At 61.4% G+C, this 19,106-nt stretch carries 17 protein-coding genes; 6 read left to right on the plus strand and 11 right to left on the minus strand.

Annotated features, from left to right (window positions below):
• Positions 1 to 31: 31 nt before the first annotated feature.
• From AC1D35_RS10425 to AC1D35_RS10435, 3 genes are all read right to left on the minus strand, one after another.
• Positions 32 to 2,371: a glucose/quinate/shikimate family membrane-bound PQQ-dependent dehydrogenase gene (locus AC1D35_RS10425; RefSeq protein WP_113311731.1), complete on the minus strand. Its 2,340-nt coding sequence runs from the start codon at positions 2,369 to 2,371 to the stop codon at positions 32 to 34.
• 121 nt (positions 2,372 to 2,492) lie between these two features.
• Positions 2,493 to 3,035, minus strand: coding sequence for a glutathione peroxidase (locus AC1D35_RS10430; RefSeq protein WP_162748632.1), 543 nt, complete (start codon positions 3,033 to 3,035; stop codon positions 2,493 to 2,495).
• A 47-nt stretch (positions 3,036 to 3,082) separates the two neighbouring features.
• Positions 3,083 to 4,585, minus strand: coding sequence for a protein adenylyltransferase SelO (locus AC1D35_RS10435; protein ID WP_113311733.1), 1,503 nt, complete (start codon positions 4,583 to 4,585; stop codon positions 3,083 to 3,085).
• Between the two features lie 258 nt (positions 4,586 to 4,843).
• Here AC1D35_RS10435 and AC1D35_RS10440 point away from each other — a divergent pair, with 258 nt between their 5' ends.
• Complete coding sequence (locus AC1D35_RS10440) at positions 4,844 to 6,298, plus strand: DHA2 family efflux MFS transporter permease subunit (protein WP_113311734.1); 1,455 nt, start codon at positions 4,844 to 4,846, stop codon at positions 6,296 to 6,298.
• Between the two features lie 16 nt (positions 6,299 to 6,314).
• On the opposite strand, the gene AC1D35_RS10445 is transcribed toward AC1D35_RS10440, so the two are convergent.
• The gene (locus AC1D35_RS10445; protein ID WP_477854602.1) at positions 6,315 to 6,554 is read right to left on the minus strand and encodes a hypothetical protein; all 240 of its coding nucleotides are present in this window, start codon (positions 6,552 to 6,554) and stop codon (positions 6,315 to 6,317) included.
• An 18-nt stretch (positions 6,555 to 6,572) separates the two neighbouring features.
• Positions 6,573 to 7,520 carry a homocysteine S-methyltransferase family protein gene (locus AC1D35_RS10450; RefSeq protein WP_113311735.1) on the minus strand — a complete coding sequence of 316 codons (948 nt, stop codon included), beginning with the start codon at positions 7,518 to 7,520 and terminating at the stop codon, positions 6,573 to 6,575.
• A gap of 220 nt (positions 7,521 to 7,740) precedes the next feature.
• Here AC1D35_RS10450 and AC1D35_RS10455 point away from each other — a divergent pair, with 220 nt between their 5' ends.
• Both AC1D35_RS10455 and AC1D35_RS10460 read left to right on the plus strand, forming a co-directional pair.
• Entirely contained in the window at positions 7,741 to 8,424 is a 684-nt protein-coding gene (locus AC1D35_RS10455) for a TetR/AcrR family transcriptional regulator (protein WP_113311736.1), read from the plus strand.
• Positions 8,425 to 8,511: 87 nt separating this feature from the next.
• Complete coding sequence (locus AC1D35_RS10460) at positions 8,512 to 9,417, plus strand: SDR family oxidoreductase (RefSeq protein ID WP_113311737.1); 906 nt, start codon at positions 8,512 to 8,514, stop codon at positions 9,415 to 9,417.
• A gap of 66 nt (positions 9,418 to 9,483) precedes the next feature.
• On the opposite strand, the gene AC1D35_RS10465 is transcribed toward AC1D35_RS10460, so the two are convergent.
• Positions 9,484 to 10,011, minus strand: a complete 528-nt coding sequence (locus tag AC1D35_RS10465) for a DUF1697 domain-containing protein (RefSeq protein ID WP_113311738.1) — start codon at positions 10,009 to 10,011, stop codon at positions 9,484 to 9,486.
• 50 nt (positions 10,012 to 10,061) lie between these two features.
• Positions 10,062 to 12,170, minus strand: coding sequence for a S9 family peptidase (locus AC1D35_RS10470; protein WP_113311739.1), 2,109 nt, complete (start codon positions 12,168 to 12,170; stop codon positions 10,062 to 10,064).
• 232 nt (positions 12,171 to 12,402) lie between these two features.
• Between AC1D35_RS10470 and AC1D35_RS10475 the strand changes: the two genes are divergently transcribed.
• Positions 12,403 to 12,795 carry a DUF930 domain-containing protein gene (locus AC1D35_RS10475; protein ID WP_113300302.1) on the plus strand — a complete coding sequence of 131 codons (393 nt, stop codon included), beginning with the start codon at positions 12,403 to 12,405 and terminating at the stop codon, positions 12,793 to 12,795.
• Between the two features lie 197 nt (positions 12,796 to 12,992).
• Positions 12,993 to 13,775 carry a polysaccharide deacetylase family protein gene (locus tag AC1D35_RS10480; protein WP_113311740.1) on the plus strand — a complete coding sequence of 261 codons (783 nt, stop codon included), beginning with the start codon at positions 12,993 to 12,995 and terminating at the stop codon, positions 13,773 to 13,775.
• A gap of 9 nt (positions 13,776 to 13,784) precedes the next feature.
• Here AC1D35_RS10480 and AC1D35_RS10485 read toward each other — a convergent pair whose 3' ends face one another.
• From AC1D35_RS10485 to AC1D35_RS10495, 3 genes are all read right to left on the minus strand, one after another.
• Positions 13,785 to 15,077 (minus strand): FAD-dependent oxidoreductase, encoded by a 1,293-nt coding sequence (locus tag AC1D35_RS10485; RefSeq protein WP_113311741.1) that lies wholly within the window; start codon positions 15,075 to 15,077, stop codon positions 13,785 to 13,787.
• A gap of 22 nt (positions 15,078 to 15,099) precedes the next feature.
• On the minus strand, positions 15,100 to 16,272 hold the full coding sequence (locus AC1D35_RS10490; protein ID WP_113300305.1) for an AI-2E family transporter: 1,173 nt from the start codon (positions 16,270 to 16,272) through the stop codon (positions 15,100 to 15,102).
• A gap of 82 nt (positions 16,273 to 16,354) precedes the next feature.
• Positions 16,355 to 17,254, minus strand: coding sequence for a LysR family transcriptional regulator (locus AC1D35_RS10495; protein WP_113311742.1), 900 nt, complete (start codon positions 17,252 to 17,254; stop codon positions 16,355 to 16,357).
• A 95-nt stretch (positions 17,255 to 17,349) separates the two neighbouring features.
• On the opposite strand from AC1D35_RS10495, the gene AC1D35_RS10500 reads away from it, so the two are divergent.
• Entirely contained in the window at positions 17,350 to 18,423 is a 1,074-nt protein-coding gene (locus AC1D35_RS10500) for an aldo/keto reductase (protein WP_113311743.1), read from the plus strand.
• 118 nt (positions 18,424 to 18,541) lie between these two features.
• Here AC1D35_RS10500 and AC1D35_RS10505 read toward each other — a convergent pair.
• Positions 18,542 to 19,106, minus strand: a 565-nt coding sequence (locus tag AC1D35_RS10505; protein WP_477938574.1) for a phospholipase D-like domain-containing protein, incomplete at its 5' end; no start/stop codon positions are given.

A 19,106-nucleotide genomic window follows, 5' to 3' on the forward strand; every position in this document is an offset into this window, starting at 1 on the left:
TGCCCCGAGCTTGTGTATCGCTCAGCTGGCACTACGGCAGCGTGTAGGCGATGACGTAGTCGCCCGGTTTGGTGCCGACCGAACCGTGCCCGCCGGCGACCATGACGACATATTGCTTGTTGTCGCCAGTCGCATAGGTCATCGGCGTCGCCTGTCCGCCGGCCGGAAGCCGGGCCTCCCACAGCTGACGTCCGTTCGTCACGTCGTAGGCGCGCAGGTAATTATCGACGGCAGCACCGAGAAAGGCGACGCCGCCCTTGGTCATGACAGGCCCGCCGATGCCGGGCACGCCTATCTTGAAGGGCAGGGGCAGGGGCGTCATGTCATGCACCGTGCCGTTCTTGTGCATATAGGCGATGCGCCCGGTGCGCAGGTCGACGCCAGCGACATAGCCCCATGGCGGCGCCTGGCAGGGGATCTGCAGCGGCCCGAGGAACGGACCCATGAACACGCCATAGGGCGCGCCGTCATTGCGGTTGAGACCCTGTTCGCTTCCCTTCTCATCCTGCCCGCGCGGTGGAATATCGGCGGCCGGCACCAGGCGCGAAGTGAAGGCAAGATAGGTCGGCATGCCGAACATCACCTGCCGCTCCGGATCGACTGCGACCGAGCCCCAGTTGAACGTGCCGAAATTGCCGGGATAGACGATCGTTCCCTCCAGCGATGGCGGCGTATAGCGGCCCTCGTACTTGTAGCGATGGAAATCGATGCGGCAGGCAAGCTGGTCGAACAGCGAGACACCCCACATGTCCTTCTCCTGCAGCGGTTCCGGCGAGAAAGTGAGGTCCGAGATTGGCTGCGTCGGCGCCGTACGATCTTCGGGGATCGCCCCATCAGGCGCGGGGATTTCCTTGAAGGGAATGATCGGCTGCCCGGTGCGACGGTCCAGCACGTAGATATCGCCCTGCTTTGTGGAAGCCACCAGCGCCGGAACCGCCGTTCCGTCCTGCTTTGTCAGGTCGAGCAGCACCGGCTGCGCGGGCACGTCCATATCCCAGAGATCGTGATGGACGAACTGCTGCACCCAGCGAAGCTGCCCGGTATTGATATCCAGCGCCACAACGGATGAGGAGAATTTCTCGACATTCTCGCTGCGGTTCATGCCGAGCTGGTCCGGCACCTGATTGCCGAGCGGGATATAGACCATGCCGAGCTGGTCGTCGACGCTGAAGACAGACCAGCTATTCGGCGAATTCGTCGTGTAATGCTGCCCCTCCGGCAACGGCGTCGTCTGGTCCGGATTGCCGGAATCCCAGTTCCAGATCAGCGCGCCGCTGTTGATGTCATAGGCGCGGATGACGCCGGACTGTTCCTGTGTGGAATAATTGTCGTTGACCGCCCCGCCGATGATGATCTTGCCCGCAACGGCAACCGGCGGTGAGGTCGAGTAGTAATAGCCTGCCGGATTGTACTGCATGCCCGTCTGCAGATGCAGCACGCCCTGTTCCGCAAAGCCGGTGCAGACCTGCCCGTTGCTTGCATCGAGCGCAATCAACCGCGCGTCCGAGGTCGGCAGGTAGACGCGCTCCTTGCAGGGCTGGCCGGCCGGTGTCGCCTCATCGCTGTAATAGGTGACGCCGCGGCAGGTCTGGTGCTGACGGTCCGGATTCATGCCGGAATTGGCGTCATATTTCCATTTCTGCTGCCCGTTCCTGGCATCGAGCGCGATCGCCCAATTGTGCGGCGTGCAGAGATAGAGCGTATCGCCTACCTTCAGCGGCGTCACCTGATAGGTTGTTTCGCCGACATCGTCAGGCCGCTTCACGTCGCCGGTCTGGTAGCGCCAGGCCTCTTTCAGCGTGGAAACATTCTGAACGGTGATCTGGTCGAGCGGTGAATAACGCTGGCCGAACGGTGTGCGCCCGTACTGATGCCATTCGCCACCGGGCACATTGCCGCCGAAGGCCGGCGTGGCGGCAACTGTCTGCGTCGGCAGGTCACCCGCAAGATCGTGCGGATCGGTCGTCATCGAATAGACGGCGACAATGATGGCGGCGATGACCGGAATGGCGAGCGGCCAGGGATTGGCGCCGTAATGGGTGCCGGTCGGGCTGCGGAAGCCGAGTGGCCGTCGGATCCAGGGCGTCAGCAGCCAGATCCCGAAGAGGATAATGAGGCCACCGCGCGGGCCTAGCTGCCACCAGTCGAACCCCACCTCCCAGATCGCCCAGACGAGTGCCACGACCACGAGCACCGCATAGACCCAGAGCGCCACCGCCTTGCGCATGAGGAGCAGGCCTGCCGTCAACAGGAACATCAGCCCCGCGAAGAGATAGAAGATGCTGCCGCCGAGCGTGACGAGCCAGAGCCCGCCGGTGCCCAGCGCCAGTCCGAAAATGATGAAGAGGATGGAGGTAATGACGATTGCCATAAGGCAGTCTCCCGCTGGTTAGCCGGATCGGAGAATGGCGAAAAATATACGCCGATCAGACAGATAGAGCGGGAGGGTTACCTTTCAACCGCCACAATTGGCCGCGGTTGCGGTCGTCGTCTCAGGCTTTTGCAAGCTCGCGGTCGATCGCCGAGACAAGGCGATTGTCGTCAGCCGTCACATCAGGGGCGAATCGGGCAACGACCTTGCCGTTGCGGCTGATGAGGAATTTTTCGAAATTCCAGAGCACTTCGCTGTCGTCAGCCGCGAGACCGGCGCCCTTCAGCCGCTCGCGCATCGGCCCTTCGCCGGTCGTTTCCATGCCGGAACCTGTCAGGTTCTTGTAGAGCGGGTGCTTTTCCGGCCCCTTGACCGAGATCTTGGAGAACATCGGGAAGTCGACGCCGAAGGTGCTGGTGCAGAAATCGAGGATTTCCGCATCCGTGCCCGGCTCCTGTCCCTTGAAATCGTTGGCCGGAAAGCCGGCAATGACGAAGCCTTTCTCGCGCTTGTCGGCATAGAGCTTTTCAAGCCCTTCATACTGCACCGTCAAGCCGCATTTGGAGGCGACGTTGACGATGAGCAGCACCTGGCCGCGATATTCGTTGAGCGTCGTTTCACGCCCCTGAACGGTCTTGACGGGGATGTCGAGAAGGTCGGTCATCACTATCTCCGGTTAATATGGGTCGGTTGATATGGAATTGGCTGAAATCAGGTTCCGCAGAAGGTCTGCAACACCCGCTCTTCGGGCTTCGGCGGGTCCATATAGGCCGCGAATGCCGGCTGCTCGTCATAGGGATGAGAAAGCACGGATAGAAGTGCTTCGAACAGCGAGAAATCGCCATCCTCTACGGCCGCCTCGATCGCCTGCTCGATACGGTGATTGCGCGGAATGAAGGCCGGGTTGACCAGCTTCATGGCTGCGGCTCGCTCGGTGGGCGCCTGTGGATCGCGCAAAAGCCTGTCGCGCCAGCGCCCCAGCCATTCGGCGGCGGCAGTCGGTTCGCGGAAGGTCGATGCGAAGGCGGCCTCGGCCGTTTCGTCGCCCGCAAGCGCCGAAAGCCGCCGGAAGGTCAGCGTGAAATCCGCGCCCTCGGCCTGCATCAGCGCCAGCAGCGCCTGAATGAGCTCGAGATCGCCGTCCTCTGCGGAGATCAGGCCGATCTTGCCGCGCATGCCCTGCAGCCAGTAGGCGTGGAAGCGCTCACCATAGGCCTTGATGATGGCATTGGCATGCTCGATCGCCTTGTCTTTGTCGGCATCAACAAGCGGCAGCAGCGCTTCGCCGAGCCGCGCCAGGTTCCATTGCCCGATGCCCGGCTGATTGGCATAGGCGTAACGGCCATGCTGGTCGATCGACGAAAAGACCTTCATCGGATCATAGATATCGATGAAGGCACATGGGCCGAAATCGATCGTCTCGCCCGAGATCGTCATATTGTCGGTGTTCATCACCCCATGGATGAAACCGACCTGCAGCCACCGCGCGATCAGCGCTGCCTGCCGGTCGCAGACGGCCTCATAGAGCGCCAGATAGGGGTTCTCCGTCGCCTTCAGCTCGGGATAGTGCCGTTCGATCACATGGTCGGCGAGCGTCTTGATGCCTTCATCGTCGCCACCAGCGGCAAGATACTGGAAGGTGCCGACGCGGATATGGCTTGCGGCGACGCGCGTGAAGACCGCGCCCGGCAAGATGTCCTCGCGCCGCACGCCTTCGCCTGAAAGCACGGCGGCTAGCGCCCTTGTGGCGGGAATGCCGAGCGCAAACATTGCCTCGCTGACGATATATTCGCGCAGCACCGGGCCGAGCGCGGCCCGCCCGTCGCCCCGGCGCGAAAAGGGCGTCTGCCCTGCGCCCTTGAGCTGGATATCACGGCGCTGCCCGTTGCGGTCGATCACCTCGCCGAGCAGGATTGCTCGCCCGTCGCCGAGCAGCGGCACGAAATGCCCGAACTGGTGGCCGGCATAGGCCATCGCCAGAGGCTCGGCGCCTTCAGGCACGAGATTACCGGAAAAGATCGCCGCACCGTCACGCTTCAGGGCTTCGACATCGAGTCCCAATTCTTCGGCCAGCGGTTCGTTGAGCTTGATCAGCCAGGGTTCCGAAACCTGCGTCGGCGCTTGCGCCGCAAAGAAACGCTGCGGCAACCGCGCGTAGCTGTTGTTGAACGAAAAGGCCGTGTCCGGCCGGTTTTTCTGCAGGGCGGAGGTCATGGCTAATAGGTAGGGCTGCAGGTGCTGTCACGCAAGCCGATTTTGACACCGGACCATTCCTTCACGAAGGGCAAAAAAGTGCAAGGAATGGTGATCTGCGTTTACCTCTCGGCAAAGCAGCTTTGCCATAAAAGACATAGCGCCGCCATGATTGCAGGCGTATAGCAAATCATCTCCCCTTGGCATCTTTGCCATGTCATCCCCCGCGGCCCTGTCGCCCCGTGTGCTCCGCTGCGCCACTGTGAGTGATCCCTGACGATGTCGGATCAGATTTATCATGCGCCGTTGGCTCGGCGTGCAGCACCCAATTTCCGGGTGATCGCGATGATTGTCGCGAGTGCCATGCTCATGGAAAACGTCGATGCAACCGTGCTGGCGACCGCGCTGCCGACGATGGCACGCGATTTCGGTGTCGACGCCCCGGCCATGTCGATCGCTTTGACCTCCTATCTGCTCAGCCTCGCGATCTTCATTCCCGCCAGCGGCCGCATGGCAGACAGTTTCGGTTCGCGCACCGTCTTCCGCTCGGCGATCGCCGTTTTCGTGATCGGCTCCATCCTCTGTGCCTTCGCGCCGACCTTGCCATTCCTGGTTCTCGCCCGCCTGCTGCAGGGCATCGGCGGCGCCATGATGATGCCCGTCGGCCGCCTCGTCCTGATGCGCAGCGTCGACCGCAAGGATATGGTCAGCGCCATGTCCTGGCTTTTGGTGCCGGCGCTGATCGGCCCGATCGTCGGCCCGCCGCTCGGCGGCTTCATCGTCACCTATCTCGACTGGCGCTGGATCTTCTACATCAATGTGCCGATCGGCATCATCGGCATGATTTTCGTCTCGATCTATATCGACGAGGTGAAGGGAAAGGCCGCCGGCCCCTTCGATACGATCGGCTTCATCCTCTCGGGCATCTCGCTCGGTTCGCTTCTCTTCGGCTTCGAACTGTCGAGCCATGAAGGACAGGCTTCGTTCGCGATCTTCCTGATCGCCATCGGCATGCTTTTCGGCATCGCCTATCTGCGCCATGCCCGCAATCACCCTTCGCCGATCATGGATTTCTCCTTGATGAAGGTGCCGAGCTTCGGCACCTCGGTCATCGCCGGCTCGCTGACGCGCATCACGCAGGGCGCGCAGCCTTTCCTGCTGCCGCTCCTCTTTCAGATCGGCTTCGGTCTTTCGGCCGCTGCTGCGGGCCAGATCGTCATTTCCACCGCGCTCGGGGCGCTTTTCATGAAGCCCCTCGCGCGCGCCGTCTTCCGCCGCGTCGGCTTCCGCAGGAGCCTTGTTATCAACGGCATTCTCGGCACGATCGGTTATGGTCTCTGCGCCGCCTTCCGGCCGGATTGGCCGATGCCGCTGATCTTCATCGCCCTGGTGCTCAGCGCCTTCTTCATGTCGTTCCAGTTCACGGCCTATAATACCATCGCCTATGACGAGATCGGCCAGGATCGGATGAGCTCGGCCACGAGCTTCTACACCACCTTCCAGCAGCTCATGCTGTCGCTCGGCATCTGCATCGGCGCGCTGGCGCTGCATGGGTCCATGGCTTTCAACGGTGTCAAAACGCCCGAGCTTGGTGATTTCTCGATCGCTTTCATCGTGGTTGCGATCATTTCGATCACCGCCACCATCTGGAACCTGCGCTTTTCGCCGACCGCCGGCGAAGAAATCAGCGGCTACAGGGGCAAGCAGACGAAAGGCGCCGCAGCCAAAAGCTGAGGCGCCTTCCTCTTCGTCAGAGGCCGACAGGCTCCCGCAAACGCCCGCGCCGCGATGGACGCCCCTTGCGTTGGTCCGCCTGGAGCCCGTAGGCCATGCGGCCGTCGAGGCCCTCGAAAGCTGCAAGATCCATATCCTGCAACGCCACCTCTTCGGCCGACTCCAGTTCGGCTTGCGCCTGCCGCCCTGCAATCGCAAGCCACAGATCGCGCCAGCAGTGCTGGCGCATTATTGCCCCAACCATCGTCACAGTCATGCCCTCCAGCTGACCCTGTCACGCCGCCTGCGGCAAGCATGCCTCGCAGATCGCCGCGACGTGCCGGTGGTCGGTGCCGCAACAGCCGCCGAGCACGCGCAGTTGCGGCATGCGGCGCACGAGTTCGCGGTAACGCCGGCCGAGGTCTTCGGGGTCGCCCGCATCCAGTGTCTCGCTGTTATCAAGCTGCTCGTGGCTCAGGGTCGAGGCATTGGCGCGGATGCCGCCAATGCGCTTCACCCAGGCGCCGCCATGATCGAGTGCTCCTTCGAAATGCGTCGGATGGGCGCAGTTGATCATGTAATAGGCCGGAGATCCGCCGGTCGCCGCATCCGTCGTCTCGATGGCGTCCTGAATGCTGCGGCCGGTCACCAGCCTGCCGTCCGTCTCGAGCGTGAAGGAGATGGCGCAGGGCATGCCGAGCATTTTTGCCGCACGGGCGATGCCGATCGCCTCATCGACGTTGGTCAGCGTGAACGCGGCGACCATATCGGCTTCCGTGCCGGCGAAAGTGCCGATCTGGACGGCGTGGTAGTCCTCCGCCTCGTCGGCACTCATCGCACCCGCCTTGTAGCCGTCGCCGCGCGGGCCGATGGCGCCGCTGATGACGACCGGCTGTTCCGGCTGCTCATAGGCGCGACGCAAGCCCACCAGCAGGTCGACAGCTTCCTCGTTTGCCGCCTGCAGGGCTTCGGTTGTGTATCCGAGCTTCTGGCCCCAGTCGGGATTGGCACGCCACGTGACGGTGTCGAGCACGAAGCCCGTGCCGTGCCGCCGGGCGATATCCAGATAGCGGCGATAGTATCTTTTCGTGCGCTCCCGCCCGTCCTCGGAAGCCAGCAATACGAAGGAGGCGAAATGTGGAAGCTCGATGCCTTCATGAAAGATCATCGTGGTTTCCATACCACCATCGCTAATGAACGTGCCGCCCTTTAGCTGCGGCAGCTCACGCCTGTACTTTGCCATTGCGAAACCTCTCCTGTCGCGGCGCCTGAAATGGCTGCCGTCGATGGATGATGTTCTGACGTTTAAGTTGATGCTAAACTAGGCGACTTGCGGTATACTACAGGCGGTTTCGAACTTTTCGGATTGAAATCAATCCCTTGCATGGACCGATGCTGCCGGGGGCGGAGGCGGGCCTGATGTTGCGGAACTGAAAACTGTACCGCGAGTACAGGAGGGGAACATGCGAAAGGGCGAGGAAACGCGGAATCGCATCCTTGATGTGGCAGAAGCAGCGGTCTTGCAGAAGGGGTTCGGCGGCACTTCCATCGAGGAGCTGATCGCCGAGACGGGCATCACCAAGAGCGGCTTTTTCTACCACTTCAAGGACAAGAACGAGCTCGCGAAGGCGTTGCTCAACCGCTACATCGAAAATGACGAACGCATCTACGACGAGATCTTCAGCCGTGCGCGCGATCTGATGGACGATCCGCTACAGTCCTTCCTGCTTGGTCTGAAGCTTTTGTCCGAATTGCTCTCCGATCTGCCGAACGGCCATCCCGGCTGCCTCGTGGCGACCGTCTGCTATTACGAGCGGCTGTTCGACCACGAGATACAGGATACCAACCGCAACGCCGTCCTCGCCTGGCGCCGCCGCTTCGGCCGTATGTTCCGCGAGATCATGGCGGTCTATTCTCCGCGCGAGCCAGTCGATGTCGACCAGCTTGCCGACATGGTTTCCTCGGTCCTGGAGGGCGGGATCGTTCTCTCCAAGACGCTGAAGGAGCCGAATACGCTTGCCGAACAGGTGCTGATGTTGCGCATCTTCGTCAAGATGCTCTTCCTGCCGGCAATCGAGTCGCCGCTTGTTGCCGTCAGGCACGACCAGATCTATGGCGCAGCCGGCGGCGGCAGCGGCCGGCTATAGGCGCTACCACGACGTTTTCTCCCTGCAGGGAACCGATAGGTGCCCGCACTGTTATGCCCGCAGTGTAAATCGCAGGGAGAACAGGCAATGGACAGCCCGAGCAGCAACAGCAAGACGATCCATGATCCGCGCGGCAAGTTTCCGAAGCCACCCTTTCCCTCGCAGACCCAGCCCTTTCCAGGGCTTGCACGCGATATGGAGCCGAAGCCGGACCATGGCGAGACGAGCTATGAGGGCAGTGGTCGCCTTGCGGGCCGCAAGGCGCTGATTACCGGCGGCGATTCAGGCATGGGCCGTGCGGCGGCAATCGCCTATGCGCGCGAAGGGGCCGATGTTGCGATCAGTTACCTGCCGGATGAAGAGCCGGATGCCCGCGAGGTCATTGAACTGATCGAAAGGGAAGGGCGCATCGGCGTGGCACTGCCCGGCGATCTCAGGGATGAAGAACTCTGCCGGAAGATCGTCGCAGACGCGGTGCGCCAGCTCGGTGGACTTGATATTCTCGTCAACAATGCGGGACGCCAGCAGCAGCGCCAGTCGCTTTCGGATATTTCCAGCGAGGATTTCGACGCGACGATGAAGACCAACATTTATGCAATGTTCTGGCTGACGAAGGCGGCATTGCCCTACCTGCGCGAAGGCTCGGCAATTATCCAGACGACGTCCGAACAGGCCTATGATCCCTCCGCCAATCTGGTCGATTACGCCATGACCAAGGCGGCGATGATGAATTTCACCAAATCGATGGCCAAGCAGCTTGGTCCGAAAGGCATCCGGGTGAACGGCGTCGCCCCCGGACCGATCTGGACGCCATTGCAGGTGAGTGGCGGCGCGACACAGGAAAAGCTGGTCGAGTTCGGCGGCAATACGCCACTCGGACGTCCCGGCCAGCCAGCCGAACTTGCCTCGATCTACGTGCAGCTTGCCGCTGCCGATGCGAGTTACGCCACCGGTCAGGTCTATGGTGCAGCGGGCGGAGGCGGACAGCCATAAGCAATTCCAGCAAATGGGTGCAGCGGTTTTGCGTAAAAGGCAAAGTGCTGCAGCATACCAGATGCTCTAGCTTTCACCGGCCTCCAGATCGGCCGCCATTTCTGCAAGCTTTCGAACGGTGTTGAGGTTGCGGGATGTCCCCGGCTTCAGCACCGGAAGCTTGAGTTTCGAGCGGCCGGAACCATTTGGATAATGCACATAGATCTCACGGCCGGCGAGCTTCGCCTCCTCGCCATCCGGCGCAACCATCTTTTCCAGCGCATCGGAAGCCGTTGCTTCGGGCAGGAAATAGACCAACAGAAAATTGGGCTTGGCCTGGGGAAAAGGCACATTGGCGACGATGGCATCGAGCTCCTTACGGCTGCGCACCATCACGCCCGGCCGCTTGCCCATCGTCCGCCCGAGAGCCGCATCGAGCTTTTCCTCGACCACCTTTTCTGCCTCATCCGAGCGGAACAGAACATTGCCGCTCTGGATGTAGGTCTTCGCATCGGCAAAGCCGAGCTCTTCGCAGATTGCCTTCAATTCGGTCATGGGGAGAGAGCCGGTGCCGCCGACATTCACGGCTCTCAGCAGCGCGACATAGACGGCCATTTCTCCCTCCATTGATTGTGTGGCGTTCACAGGGAACGCCACACCCGATCTTACATCTTTCCTGCCACCTTGATCGCAAACGCATATTCGAATGCGATTTCCTCAAGCCGCTGGAAGCGGCCGGATGCGCCGCCGTGGCCGGCATCCATGTTGGTCTTGAGCAGGATGGGCGAGGAACCCGTCGTCTTGTCGCGCAGCCGCGCGACCCATTTTGTCGGCTCCCAATAGGTGACGCGGGGGTCGGTCAGGCCACCGAGAGCCAGGATCGGCGGATAGGCCTTTGCGCCGACATTGTCATAGGGCGAATAGGCGGCGATCTGCTCGTATTCTTCCTTGCTCTCGATCGGATTGCCCCATTCGGGCCATTCTGGCGGGGTGAGCGGTAGGGTGTCGTCGAGCATGGTGTTCAACACGTCGACGAAGGGCACGGCAGCGATCAGGCCGGCGAATTTCTCCGGCGCCATGTTGGCGACTGCACCCATCAGCATGCCGCCGGCCGATCCGCCCTCGGCGATGATACCAGCGTAAGACGTGAACTTCTCCTGATTCAGATAGTCAGCGGCAGCGATGAAGTCCTTGAAGGTGTTGGTCTTCTTGTCCATCTTGCCGTCTTCGTACCAGGCAAAGCCCTTGTCCTTGCCGCCGCGGATATGGGCGATGGCATAGACGAAGCCGCGGTCGGCGAGCGACAGGCAGTTGGTGTTGAAGCCGGCAGGGATGGTGATGCCGTAGGCACCGTAGCCATAGAGCAGGCAGGGCGCGGTGCCATCGAGCGGTGTGTCTTTGCGATAGAGCAGGGTGACCGGTACCTGCTCACCGTCCCAGGCCGGCGCGAAGACGCGGCGGGTGACGTAGTCATCCGGATTATGGCCCGATGGCACTTCCTGCGTCTTGAGCAGCCTGCGCTCGCGGGTGACCATGTTGTAGTCGTAAAGCTGCGAGGGCGTCGTCATCGAGGAATAGGAGAAACGGATGACGTCGGTCTCGTATTCCGCAGCACCGGAAAGACCGAGCGAATATGCCTCTTCATCGAAGGCGATCGCATGCTCCTCGCCGGTGCGGCGGTCGCGGATCATGATCTGCGGCAGGCCGTTTTTGCGCTGCAGCCACAGCAGGTGGCGGGCATAGGCCATGTGGCTGATGATGAGCGTGCCGGGCTTGTGCGGCACGACCTCGCGCCAGTTTTCCTTGCCCGGTCTGTCAACCGGCGCCTCCATGACCTTGAAATCCTTGGCGCCGCCGTCATTGGTCAGGATGTAGAAGACATCACCGCCCTCCGTCAGCGAATATTCGATGCCTTCTTCGCGCGCGGCGACCAGCTTCGGTTCCGCGGTCAGGTCCTTGGTCGAAAGCAGCCGGTATTCGCTGGTCTCATGGTCGTGGATATCGATATAGATGAAGTCGTCGAGCAGCGAGCCGCCGACGCCCATGAAGAAGCCGGCATCCTCTTCCTCGTAGACCAGACGATCTTCGCTCTGCGGCGTGCCTAGAATATGGTGGAAAACCTTCGAGGGGCGGTGGTTCTCATCGAGCGCCGAATAGAAGAAGCTCTTGCCGTCAGGCGCCCAGACGCCGCCGCCGCCCGTGTTCTCGATCACATCGGACAGGTCTTCGCCGGTCGCCAGATCGCGAACCCGGAGCGTGAAGAACTCGGAACCCTTGTCGTCATAGCCCCAGATGCCGCGGCTATGGTCCGTGCAGTGATCAATGCCGGCGAGACGGAAATAGGCCTTGCCGCCCGCTTCCTTGTCGCCATCGAGCAGGATGACGCGAAGCATCTCGTCCTTCACGTCTCCGTCGCGCGGAATGCGGAAATAGCGCGGCTGCTCGCCGCCGGTGACAAAGGCGGTGCCATAGGCATAGGCGCCGTCCTTCATCGGCACGGAGCTGTCGTCTTCCTTGATACGGCCGCGCATCTCGGCAAACAGCACCTTCTGCAGCGGCTTGGTATCTTCCATGGCCGCATTCATATAGCCGTTCTCGGCCTCCAGATGACTGCGGATATCAGGGTCGAGGATGGAAGGATCCTTGAACATGGCCTGCCAGTTCTCGGCCCGCAGCCAGGCGTATTCGTCCGTGCGCGTAATGCCGTGGCGCGTGTCGGAGACAGGCCTTTTTTCGGCAGCGGGAGGGGCGGGCAGATTGTTGAAAGCGGACAAGGAAGGCTCCGTGAGGGCGATGTCGGTGGGCAAGAGATAGAGACGCGGCAGGTCGGGATCAAGCGCTTAAGCAATGAAGCGTCTCGAGACACGATGGCCGGCGCGTTGCCTTGATGTCACCACAATATTTAAGAAAGTCCGCTAGCGCCGCGCGAAAATTACACCTTCGTCAGGCCCCGGCATGCTGTCGGCGGCAGTATGAAGAATGCATAACAGTAAAGGTTTCCCCGCAATGCCGAAACGTCTGGTTCTGCTTATGTCGCTCATCGGCCTTGCGGCTTCCTCCGCCTTTGCGGTTGATCCTGCCATCAAGAAGCAGCTCGAAAAGCTCGATCCCGCCACCCGCCTCGAACAGAGTTGCGACACCGAAGCCATGAGCCGCATCAACAAGGACGGCACCGGTTTCCGGCCGGACAAGGTGATTGCCTACACTTTCAAGGATCCGATTCCGAGCGACGACCGGCTGGAAGCTCCCGGCGCCGTCTTCCGCAGCAAGGGCGACTGGTACCACCTTGCCTATACCTGCATCACCGGCCCGCAGCACATCAATGTGCGTGACCTGAAGTACAAGATCGGTGACAAGGTGCCGAAGGATAAGTGGACGAAATATTACCTCTACGATTGAGCGTCACTCTCCCGTGTTTCCTGATGGGATTTGTGTCTCTCTCGCCCAAAGGTCCGGCGCTGTCATCTTGTGTCGGGCACAGGAATGCGGGGAGATTGAGACACCTTCCATTCCTCTGCAGGCGGCATCAGGCCACATGGCTTGGTCTGCAGCTTTGCTTTAAGTTTGACTAGAACATCAACTGCATCTGATTCTTTATGAACCGTATTCTTCTTGCACCCGCGCTGCTGCTTGCTGCCGTCTCGTCGGCATTTGCTGCGGAAACATCCCCGGTCGTACCGCAGCATCCGCCCGGAGCAGCAGGTCCGAAGCTGGTGGAGCCGCATCTGCACATCGCCCGTTCCAACATATCAGGCCATGCCCGCGTCGCGCTCACCTTCGATGCCTGCATGGGTGAGGCCGATGAGCGCATTCTGTCCACGCTCGTCAATGAGCGCATTCCCGCGACGATTTTCGTGACCGCGCGCTGGCTGAAGCGCAATCCGAAGGCGGTTGCCGCCTTCCTGCAGAATCCCGATCTCTTCGAACTGGAAAATCACGGCGAGAAGCACATTCCGGCGATCGACAAGCCGGTGCTGGTCTATGGCATCGCATCTGCCGGTTCGCCCGAGGCCGTCAGGCAGGAGGTGGAGGGCGGTGCTGCTGCCATGGTCGCTTCGGGCATTCCCGCACCGCGCTGGTTTCGTGGTTCGACCGCCAAATACGATCTCTCGGCCATCGGCCAGATCCGCGCCATGGGTTATCGCATCGCTGGCTATTCCGTGAATGGCGACGGGGGCTCGCTGCTTGGTGCTGCGGTAACGGAAAAGCGCATTTCCTCGGCAAAGGACGGCGACGTCGTCATTTCCCACATCAACCAGCCGACCCACGCAGCCGGTGAAGGCGTCGCCAAGGCGCTCGTCGATCTCAAGGCCAAGGGCACGGAGTTCGTCCGCCTGCAGGATGTTGCCGATACCGGTGACGACAAAACGACTGAGTAGGGGCGGGGCTTACCTCAGCTCTTCCCCAGCACGCACCGAATTCGCCACAAAACTCCGCATAGCCGGCGCATCCCGATCGAGCGCGAAATCCTCGAACCATTCGCGTTGCGTTCCGGCCAGCGTCGCGCCGATCATCTGTGCTGCGAGGTAGGAGAAGGTGATACCGTTTCCGCCATAGCCATAGGCGGCATAGATACCTGCCATGCCAGGCACCGGGCCGATCAGCGGCAGGCCGTCCGCCGTCTCCCCGAAGGTGCCGCACCAGGCATGCTCCACCCGCATATCGGCTTTCGGCCACAGGCGCTTCAGTTTCTCCCGGATCGCCATGGTCTTCGCGGGTAACTTGCGGTCGCGCTCTCCGGGATCGATTGTGTCGTCATCCTCGCCGCCGGCGATGATGCGGTTATCATCGGTGGTGCGCAGGTAGAGATAAGGATGGCTGTCTTCCCAGAGCAGCGTTCCGTCGCGCCAGAGGTCGTCAGGTTTCTGCGGCACGGTGGCGAGCGCCCAGCTGGAACTCGTGCGGTGCAGCTTCGGCATGTCGAGGCCGGGCATGGAATAGCCGGTCGCCAGCACCACATGCCCCGCCTCGATCACATAGGGGCCATCTGTCACCGCGGTCACATGCCTGCCTTCGCTGTTAAGCGCGCTCACCGAGGCATTGATCAGCCGCGCACCGCGTGAAATCGAGATCTGCAGCAGAGCCCAGGTAAGAAGCAAGGGATCGGCCTCGGCGGAGCCGGGCGAAAGGATCGCCGCATCCCGATCGAACTCATATTGGGTGAAGAGATCGGGATGCTCGAGATAGTGCCCCGGCAACCCCGCCCGCCGGCGCAATTGCCACTCGTCCAGCAATTCGCGCGCGCCTTCATGATTATTGGCGAGATAGAGCGTGTTGCGCGGCCGGAAACCGCAGACGATGCCGTGGGCGCCGACCAGCTTGGCAAGCCCCGCGACGGAAGCGGCGCTGCGGCGGTAGATGGCGGCGGCCCGCTCGAAACCATAGAGGATTTCCAGCTCGCCGAGTGTGCGGTCGATCTCCCATTGCAGCATCGCTGTGCTTGCTGCCGTGCTGCCGAACCCCGGCTGCTCGCGGTCGATGACGACGACGGAGAAACCGCGCGCCGTCAGATGTTCCGCCACAAGCGCGCCGGTGATGCCACCGCCAATGATTGCGATGTCCGTCTTGAAGCTCTGTTTCAGCGGATAACAGGTCGGGCGCTTGCCATTCCTGCCCCAGAGCGAGCTGCCGCCCACGAGGTCGTCGTGGTTGACTTCGTTGAGATCGAGATCGGATGGCATCGGCATATCCCGTCGCTATCGATTACTTCGGCAGTTGTGGCTGCGGTTTTTCCTCGATCACGAGTTCCTCGATGATGGTCATGACGATTAGGGAGAGCGGCAGAGCCAGCATCGCGCCGACGGCGCCCCACATCCATGTCCAGAAAATGATCGCGAGGAAGACGACGAACGGATTGATTTCCAGCCGCCGGCCCATGACGGCGGGAAAGATCAGGTTCTCCATGACGAGGTGCACGGTGAAGAAGGCAGCCGCCGGAATGAGGCCGATGATGATGCCGTCATGGGACATGATCCCGGCGATGGCCACGGCAAAGGTCATCATCGTGATGCCGAGATAAGGAATGAAGCTCGAAAGAAAGGCAAAGAAGCCCCACAGCACGGGCATGGACAATCCGCCGGCATAGGCGATGACAGTCATGACGACGCCGAGCGCCACATAGATCAGCGAGGCAGTGGCGAAATAAAAGCCGAGTGCCTGTTCCACCGCATTGATGACTCGGATGGCGGCAAGCCTCTGGGAGCGGCTGCGGAAAGTCATGATGATCGTCTTGCGCAGGTTCGCGCGGCTCGCGAGGAAGAGCAGAAGCGCTGCGAAGAAGATCAGTCCCTGCACGAGCGCCGGCGTCAGGTTCGTCGTCACTACATGAAGCACATTGCCGGTATTTTCCAGGAGCGCATCGATGGACATCGGCCCGCTCTGGAAGGTTGCGGGCGTGATGTGCAGCCATTCGATCCGCTCCAGATAGGGCATGATGCGTTGAGTGGTGCTCTCGATGAAATCAGGCGCTTCATTGGCGATCGTCGACAGGGGGCCGGCAAGCGAATTGACCACCAGAACGATGACGAGCGCGACGGAGAAAGAAAGAATCGCTGCGTTGGCCAGCCGCGGCACACCCAGCTTTGAAAGCTTTTCTGCCGCCATGCCGAGGATCATGCCGACGACCACGGCGAGCGTGATCGGGATCAGGATCAGCGACATCATGTAGACGGCGGCAAGCCCAAGGATGCCGAAGATGCCGATGATGGCCCAGGCCATGCTGACATCGAGCCCGTCCTTCTCGACGCGTCGAACCGGTACCGGCGGCGGTGGGAGCTCCTCTGTAGCTTCCTGCAGCGTTCGTGCCCATGCGCTGGTATGGCGTTCGCCGAGGCGGATCTTGTTTGCCTGTTTCCGGATTCCGTTGGCGATACCCATGTGCGATAAGTCCCAGAAGCCCCATTGCTTCGGCAATCAACGCGCAAGGGTTGCTGCCGGTTCCGCCGGGGGATCAAGGCCTTTAGGCAACCCGCTGCCGGCCGATGAAATCCACGAAGGCGCGCAGCGGCGGCGGCATCTGGCGCCGGCTCGGATAATAGAGATGGAAGCCGGAGAAGGGCGGTGTCCAGTCGTCGAGCATGCTCACCAGCCGGCCGGCGGTGATATGTTCCGCCACGTGATAGTCGAAGAGATAGCCGATGCCGATGCCATCGAGCATGGCCCGCAGCATCAGGTCGTTGTCTGTGGTGCTGAGTGGCCCCGAGACGGCCACTTCGAGCTTTTCATCGCCGCGCTCGAATTCCCAATGATAGAGGCTGCCATCCGTCGGCCAGCGGGAAGCGACGCAAGAGTGGTCGCGCAGGTCACGCGGCGTTGCCGGCATGCCGTGGCGGGCGACATAGTCAGGTGAAGCGACGACGACGAGCCGCATCTCGCCGCCGAGTTTTACGCTCACCATGTCCTTTTCCACCATCTCGCCCAGCCGAATACCGGCATCGAAACGGTCGGCAACGATATCGGAGAGCTTGTCATCCACGATGATGTCGATGACGATATCGGGATAGGCGGCGTGGAAGGGGGCAATCAGCGGTGCCAGCCTGTGTACGATCGCAACGCGCGGCGCATTGATGCGCAACAACCCGGCCGGCGTATCGCGTAGCGTCGAAATATCTGCCACCGCCTGGTCGAGATCGGCGAGCGCCGGCAACAGCCGGGTTAATAGCCGCCGGCCCGCCTCGCTCGGTGCCACACTCCGGGTCGTGCGGTTGAGCAGCCGGATACCCATCCGCTCCTCGAGCGTGCGGATCGTCTGGCTGAGCGCCGACGCTGATATGCCAAGTCGGGCAGCCGCACGGGCAAAATTACCGTGCTCGGCCACAGCGGCAAAAGCCCTGAGTTCCGCATAGTCGCTGCCGCGCATTATGCTCTATTTTCTAAAGAAGCCATGCCGATAATGTAGCATTGTTACCAGTATCGGCAAGGCGCATCTTCTGTCTGCAACACAGGAGATCATCCATGACTGATACATTGTGCCTTGACCGCTATCGTCTCCTCGGCCGTTCCGGCCTGCGCGTCTCACCTCTGTCGCTCGGCGCCATGACCTTCGGAACCGACTGGGGCTGGGGCGCGGATGAAGAGGAGGCGCGCCGCATGTTCGACGCCTATGTCGATCGCGGCGGCAATTTCATCGACACCGCCAACCAATATACCGGCGGCACCTCCGAAACCCTCGTCGGCCGCTTTGCCGAAGGCCGCCGCGACGAACTGGTGATTGCCACCAAATACACGATCACCTCGCGCCCCAGGGATCCGAACTCCGGCGGCAATCACCGCCGCAGCATGGTCCGTTCGGTGGAAGACAGCCTGAAGCGGCTGAACACCGATTACATCGACCTCTTCTATCTGCATGCCTGGGACTTCACGACCTCGGTGGAAGAAGTGATGCGCGGGCTGGACGATCTCGTCACCGCCGGCAAGATCGTTTATGCCGGCATTTCCGATACGCCGGCCTGGCAGGTCGCGCGCATGCAGACGCTGGCCGACCTTCGCGGTTGGGCGCCGCTGGTGGCTCTGCAGATCGAATACAGCCTGATCGAACGTACGGTGGAGCGCGAACTGATCCCTATGGCCGCTGAACTCGGCCTCGGCGTCATCCCCTGGTCGCCGCTCGGCATGGGTGTCCTCACCGGCAAATATAGTCGTGCCGACCTCGAGATCGGCGGTGGCACCGCAAGTGCCGTCGGCACCCGCAAGAATGTCGCTGCCGGCAACGGTTCGCTGACCGAGCGCAGCCTCGGCATCGCCGAGGTCGTGAAGGAAATCGCTGCCGAGATCGGCAAGACGCCCGCGCAGGTGGCGATCGCCTGGACGCTCACCAACCCGGCCGTGACTTCGCCGATCATGGGCGTGAAGACGATGGCCCAGCTCGAAGACAATCTCGGTGCGCTCGATGTTGTCCTGTCGGATGATCACCGCACCCGGCTGGCCGAAGCAAGCGCCATCGTTCTCGGCTTCCCGCATGATTTCCTCGCCAAACCACTGACGCGCGGCGTCATGTTCGGCGAGGTGACCATCGAGCCCCGTCACTAAAGTCTGAGGCATGCAAATGATAAAATGGCGCCGGATACGGCGCCATTTGTCGTCTGGATGTTTTGCTTCGAAAGCGCAGCCCCTGCGCGTTCCGATCGCCGTTCGTGCCGCTCCGAAGTTACCGCCCAAGCGCGATCGAAAGCGGGACGGCAATGTAGCCTGACGGCGGCGCCGTCTCCCCTCCTGATGGTGCAAGGACCGGCGGCGGCAGATTTTCATCTATTTTCGCCGGGCCGATACGGTTCCAGTCGTAGAGGAAGATTTCCTCGTAAAACTTGGCGATCTCGGCATCATAGAAGATCAGGCTCGCATCCCGGTTGAAGCCGGTGCCGGCTGTCGTCCAGTTGTGGCTGCCCATCAAAACGGCTTCGCTGTCGATGATGATCCCCTTGGTATGGCAGTTCTTCTGCTTGCGGATCTTACTGGTATCGAAGCCGTAATCCTTGGCGTTGGTGATGACGTCGCGGTCCTCGGAGCCGAAGCTGCGAAAGATGATGCGCACGTCGAGCCCGCCTTTCTGCTTTTCGAGCAGCGCATCCAGCAGCCGGCGATAGTTGTCGCCCACCGTCTTGGTGTTGAAGCTCTGGTTCTGGAAGTAGATCCGGCTCTTGGCCGATTGAATGAACGGCAATACCACGTCGATATAGTTGTCAGGCGTCAGGATCGGCTGCACGTCGATCGTC

It is taken from the genome of Rhizobium sp. P1_E6 (genome assembly GCF_056405875.1).

Bases quoted from the DNA above. Each gene is read 5' to 3' on its own strand.
- AC1D35_RS10425 (WP_113311731.1), bottom strand. From the start codon at position 2,371: ATGGCAATCGTCATTACCTCCATCCTCTTCATCATTTTCGGACTGGCG.
- AC1D35_RS10430 (WP_162748632.1), bottom strand. From the start codon at position 3,035: ATGACCGACCTTCTCGACATCCCCGTCAAGACCGTTCAGGGGCGTGAA.
- AC1D35_RS10435 (WP_113311733.1), bottom strand. From the start codon at position 4,585: ATGACCTCCGCCCTGCAGAAAAACCGGCCGGACACGGCCTTTTCGTTC.
- AC1D35_RS10440 (WP_113311734.1), top strand. From the start codon at position 4,844: ATGTCGGATCAGATTTATCATGCGCCGTTGGCTCGGCGTGCAGCACCC.
- AC1D35_RS10445 (WP_477854602.1), bottom strand. From the start codon at position 6,554: ATGACTGTGACGATGGTTGGGGCAATAATGCGCCAGCACTGCTGGCGC.
- AC1D35_RS10450 (WP_113311735.1), bottom strand. From the start codon at position 7,520: ATGGCAAAGTACAGGCGTGAGCTGCCGCAGCTAAAGGGCGGCACGTTC.
- AC1D35_RS10455 (WP_113311736.1), top strand. From the start codon at position 7,741: ATGCGAAAGGGCGAGGAAACGCGGAATCGCATCCTTGATGTGGCAGAA.
- AC1D35_RS10460 (WP_113311737.1), top strand. From the start codon at position 8,512: ATGGACAGCCCGAGCAGCAACAGCAAGACGATCCATGATCCGCGCGGC.
- AC1D35_RS10465 (WP_113311738.1), bottom strand. From the start codon at position 10,011: ATGGCCGTCTATGTCGCGCTGCTGAGAGCCGTGAATGTCGGCGGCACC.
- AC1D35_RS10475 (WP_113300302.1), top strand. From the start codon at position 12,403: ATGCCGAAACGTCTGGTTCTGCTTATGTCGCTCATCGGCCTTGCGGCT.
- AC1D35_RS10480 (WP_113311740.1), top strand. From the start codon at position 12,993: ATGAACCGTATTCTTCTTGCACCCGCGCTGCTGCTTGCTGCCGTCTCG.
- AC1D35_RS10485 (WP_113311741.1), bottom strand. From the start codon at position 15,077: ATGCCATCCGATCTCGATCTCAACGAAGTCAACCACGACGACCTCGTG.
- AC1D35_RS10490 (WP_113300305.1), bottom strand. From the start codon at position 16,272: ATGGGTATCGCCAACGGAATCCGGAAACAGGCAAACAAGATCCGCCTC.
- AC1D35_RS10495 (WP_113311742.1), bottom strand. From the start codon at position 17,254: ATGCGCGGCAGCGACTATGCGGAACTCAGGGCTTTTGCCGCTGTGGCC.
- AC1D35_RS10500 (WP_113311743.1), top strand. From the start codon at position 17,350: ATGACTGATACATTGTGCCTTGACCGCTATCGTCTCCTCGGCCGTTCC.